Below are 4,497 nucleotides of genomic sequence, written 5' to 3'. Positions count from 1 at the left end.
GGCGGCTTGCTCGCCGGCAGCGTCGGCGAGTCGGTCATGCACGACGCGCACGTTCCGGTGCTCGTGGTCCCGCCGACCTCGGTGTCGCCCGCTGATCCCAGCCGTCCGACGCACCTCGCACGCCGGACCGACTGACCGGTCACGACGGACCGTCGTCCTCCGCCGCCACGGCCGGGGACCCTCCACCGTCACGCGACGGTGCGGTGACCCGCTGACGGACGGGAGGCACGGTGCGGGCCCGCCCCGCGCCTCCCGTCCGTCGCGTGGTCGCGTCGCGACCCCCGCGCCGCACCACGCCCCGCCGCGCCGGGCCTGCCCCGCCGAACCCGCACCCGCCGCGCAACGAACGGCACCGCGAACCACGGATGCCCGTGGTTCGCGGTGCCTTCGGTTGTGCGAACGCAGTCCGCGCCGCGACCGCGCCGCAACGCGGCCACACCGCGCCTAGCGCTTCAGGTTCGTCAGCTCCTGCAGCACCTCGTCCGAGGTCGTGATGATGCGCGCGTTCGCCTGGAAGCCGCGCTGCGCCACGATGAGGTTCGTGAACTCCTGCGACAGGTCGACGTTCGACATCTCGAGCGTTCCCGACGCGAGCTGCCCGACGCCGGGCGACCCCGGGGCGCCGACCGAGGCGTTGCCGGAGTTCGCGGTGGCCCGGTAGCCCGAGGCCCCGGTCTTCTCGAGGCCCGCCGGGTTCGCGAACGTCGCGAGGGCGATCCGGCCGATGGCGAGCGACGCGCCGTTCGAGAACGTCCCGACGACCGTGCCGTCCTTCGAGATGGAGTAGCCCTGGAGCGAGCCGGCCTCGTGGCCGTTCTGCGACGAGATCGACGCGGTGTTCAGCGACGCGAAGCACGTGAGCTGCCGCATGTCGACCGCGATGCCCCCGACGGCGAGCGTGCCACCGGCCGTGAGCTTGCCTTCGGCGCCGAAGGTGAGCGACGTCGTCGCCTGCGTGCCCTGTCCGTCGGTCGCGGTGACGTCCCACCCGGCGGCGGTGCGCTCGTACGCGATCGACATGGTGTGCTTCGCGCCCGAGGCGTCGTAGACGGTGGCGTCGCGCGTGAGGACCTGGCCGACCGCGGTCTCGGACGGCAGGTTACCGGTCACCCCGGCGGTGGAGGTGCGGACGGCGGGGGCGGCGGCGTCGAGCGGCAGGACGATGTCGGACAGCGCGCCGTTCTCGTTGACGACGCCGTTCGTGGCCGGGTACCCCTGCACGATCTTGCCGTCGGCGGTGACGAGCCGACCGTCGGCGTCGAAGTCGAACGCGCCGGCACGGCTGTACACGGTGTCGTTGCCGAGCCGGGTGACGAAGAAGCCGTCGCCGGAGATCATCAGGTCGGTGGCCTTGCCGGTCGCCTGGGCGGAGCCCTGCGCGAAGTTCGTGGAGACGCCGGCGACCTGGACGCCGAGGCCGATCTGGGCCGGGTTCGTGCCACCGATGCCGGTTTGCGGCCCACCGGCACCCTGGGTCATCTGCGACAGGGTGTCCTGGAAGACCGTCGACGACGACTTGAAGCCGACCGTGTTGACGTTGGCGATGTTGTTGCCCGTGACGTCCAGCATCTGCTGGTGCGAACGGAGGCCGGAGATCCCGGAGTAGAGCGAGCGGAGCATGGTGCGTCCTTTCGTGGAGGTACCGAAGAAGTAGAGGAGGGAGCGGGGGTCAGGGGGTCGTCTTGATGCCGGAGATCACGTCGAGGTTGACCTCCTTCCCGTTCACCGTCACGGTCGGCACGCTCTGGGCGTAGGAGACCGCGGTCGCCGTCCCGGTGACCGTCGTGCCGGACGTGGCGTCGGTGTAGCTGACCTGCTTCCCGACGAGGTTGGCGGCGGCGATCCGCATCTGCAGCGAGAAGTTCTCGTTCGCCGTCGTGGTCTGGTTGGTGATCTGCTCCATCATCGCGAGCTGCGTCTGCTGGCTGATCATCTGGTTCGTGTCCATCGGCGAGGACGGGTCCTGGTTCTGCAGCTGCGTGACCAGGAGCTTCATGAACACCTCGGAGTCCATCGTCTGCGAGCGCGAGCCGGACTGGTTGGCGGCGAGGGCCGCGGCCTGCGCGGCCTGGTCCACGGTGCCGGTGATGCCGTCGATCGGCATGGTCGTTCCCTTCGGTTCTGCCGGTGCTGGAGGTCGTCGCTCAGGCGAGGACGTCGAGTCCGACGCTGCGGACGGTGGGCGTGTGGGCGGTGCCGGGTGCGCGCGGGGTGGGCCGCGCCTCCTGGCCGGGGTCGAGGCGGGGGCCCGCCGGGGTGGGCCGGTCGTCCTGCCCGGACCGTGCGTCCGGGTGGTTCTGCGAGGACAGGTCGAGCGTCGTCGACAGGGCGGCCCCGGCGGCGTCGCGGCGGAGGTCCGGCAGCACCTGTCGCACGGCGTCCCGACCGGCGTCCGACGCCGCGAACAGCTCGACGTGCATGCCGTGCGCGGTCACGTGCGCTCGGACGGTGACGGGGCCGAGCGCGTCGGGGGTCACCTGGACGGTCACGACGTGCTCCCCCGGCCCGGCCTGCGCGAGCGCGAACACCGGACGGCTCAGCTGCTGCTGGAGCGGCACCGGCGCGTTCGCGGTCGCGGAACCGGCCGTCGCGGCCGCCGGTGCGACCGACGCGGTGGTCGAGGCGGCCGGGACCGCGAAGGCGCCCTCACCGCCACGGGGTGCGGTGACGGACTGGAGGCGCGGATCACCCTGGTCGCGCGTCCCACCGTCCGATCCGTGGCCGCTCCGGGCATCGCCGCCCTCGGTGCCGACGGTCGGGACGGCCGTCGCCGTGGCGACGACGGGCTGGGTCGGTGCGGCGGTGTCGGTGGCACCCGGGGTCGCCTGGACCACCGGGGCGACCGGGGTGGTCGGGGTCGGGGTCGGGGTCGTCGAGGTCGGGGACACCGACGCCGAGGTCGTTGCGCTCGGGGTGGTCGGGGTCGCGGGGCCGCCGGTCGTCGACGGGGCCGGTGCCGCGGCGGGCAGGGCGCTCGCCGGACCCGCGACCGGCGGGGGCGTCGCGGATGCGGCGGTCGCGGTTACGGCGGTGGCGGGTGCGGCGGTCGTCACGGGTGCGGCGGTCGTCACGGGTGCGGCGGTCGTCGCGGGTGCGGGGGCCGTCGCCACGGGGGTCGCGTCGGTCTGGTTCAGGGCCGCGGCTGCCCTGCCGGTGGTGGCGGGCGCGGCCGTCGGGGTCGGGACCGCTGCCGGCGAGGCGTCGATCGTCGCAGGCGTGGCGGTCGCACGGAGGCGCGCGCCCGACTGGATCGCGATCCCTGCGAGCGGCGACGCGTCGCCGGCCGGAGCGACCGCGGCGGCCGGTGCCGGCGGCGTCGGGGAGGTCACGTCCGGGACGACGGCGGAGGCCCCGAGCGTCTCGGCACCAGCAGACGGGGCCGCGGCGGCGGACGCCACGAGTGCGGCCACCGTCGCAGCGGGGTCGGCGGTCGGCGTCACGTCCGCACCACCGGTCGTCCCGCCCGCGGCCGGACCGGTCGCGGCGTCGTCGGTCGGGGTGTCGTCCGTCGGTCGTCGTCCGGCCGGCGAGGTCGTGGGACGCGTGTCCCGGTCCGTCCCGTGCGGTGCCGGACGGCGTGCGTCGGACTGAGCCGTGCGGCGGTCCCCGTCCGCGGCGGTGCCGGCTGCCGCGGACCCGGCTGCGGCCAGCGCGGCGCCGAACGAGTCGGCGGACGCCGGGGCCGGTGCCGACGACCCGGCGCGAGCGGGTGCCGGGGCGGCCGGCTGCGTGCTGATCGTCAGGCTCATGCTGCGCTCCCGGACTGCATCAGGGAGAGCAGCGCCGCCGTCTGCAGGTCCGTCCCACCCGACGCCGCGGACGTCGCGGTCGTGGCGGACGCCTGCGCGGGCACGATGCGTCGGATCGTGGCGATGTCCGAGTCCTTGTACCAGTTGTCGACGATCCGGACGTCCTTGCCCGGTCGCGGCGCGTGCAGCACCTTGCCGTCGCCGACGTAGATGACGACGTGGCCCTCGCCCTTCGGGACGATCAGGTCGCCGGGCTGGGCGTCCTTGAGCGACCCCACCTCGACGCCCATCTTCGCCTGGTCCGGCACGACACGGGGCATGGTCACCCCGAGGTCCTTGAACACCGTCTGCACGAGCCCCGAGCAGTCCATGCCGCTCGTCGTGGTGCCGCCGAAGACGTACGGCACGCCGAGGTACTTCTTCGCGTCCGCCACCACGTCGGCACCGGTCGCGCCGCTGCCCGTCGCGATGGTCCCCGTGCCGGCGTCGACCGACGTCGCGGGAGCGGTCGACGCCGACGCCGCGGTCGCCGCCGTGCCGGTCGTCCCGGTCCCGGTCGCGGACGCCATCGCGTCGGCGAAGGCGCTGGAGGTGTCGGCACCCGCGGTCTGCGAGGTCGCCGCCGCGGCGGTCGTCCCGGTGCGCAGGGCATCGATCTGGGTCCGGATCACGGAGATCCGCGAGAGCACGGCGTCCACGCTCATCGGGCACCACCTTCCGTGCGGCTGCGTGCCGCGATCTCGTCGAG

At 74.2% G+C, this 4,497-nt stretch carries 4 protein-coding genes; all 4 read right to left on the bottom strand.

Going from position 1 to position 4,497, the window contains the following annotated elements:
- Positions 1-444: 444 nt before the first annotated feature.
- The 4 genes from I5E_RS02645 to I5E_RS02630 are packed head-to-tail and all read right to left on the bottom strand — an operon-like array spanning position 445 to position 4,453.
- Positions 445-1,620, bottom strand: a complete 1,176-nt coding sequence (locus tag I5E_RS02645) for a flagellar hook protein FlgE (RefSeq protein ID WP_022905622.1) — start codon at positions 1,618-1,620, stop codon at positions 445-447.
- Between the two features lie 49 nt (positions 1,621-1,669).
- Positions 1,670-2,104 carry a flagellar hook assembly protein FlgD gene (locus tag I5E_RS02640; RefSeq protein WP_022905621.1) on the bottom strand — a complete coding sequence of 145 codons (435 nt, stop codon included), beginning with the start codon at positions 2,102-2,104 and terminating at the stop codon, positions 1,670-1,672.
- Positions 2,105-2,144: 40 nt separating this feature from the next.
- The gene (locus I5E_RS02635) at positions 2,145-3,749 is read right to left on the bottom strand and encodes a flagellar hook-length control protein FliK (protein ID WP_022905620.1); all 1,605 of its coding nucleotides are present in this window, start codon (positions 3,747-3,749) and stop codon (positions 2,145-2,147) included.
- A complete protein-coding gene (locus I5E_RS02630; RefSeq protein WP_022905619.1) occupies positions 3,746-4,453 on the bottom strand; it encodes a C40 family peptidase in 708 nt (235 codons plus the stop codon). Before I5E_RS02630 ends, I5E_RS02635 begins: the two co-directional genes overlap by 4 nt.
- Positions 4,454-4,497 lie beyond the last annotated feature (44 nt).

The sequence above is a fragment of the Curtobacterium sp. B18 genome, from assembly GCF_000333375.1.
GTDB lineage: Bacteria > Actinomycetota > Actinomycetes > Actinomycetales > Microbacteriaceae > Curtobacterium.
The sequence above is the reverse complement of the archived record's forward strand: the minus strand, read 5'-3'. Positions and strand labels throughout refer to the sequence as shown.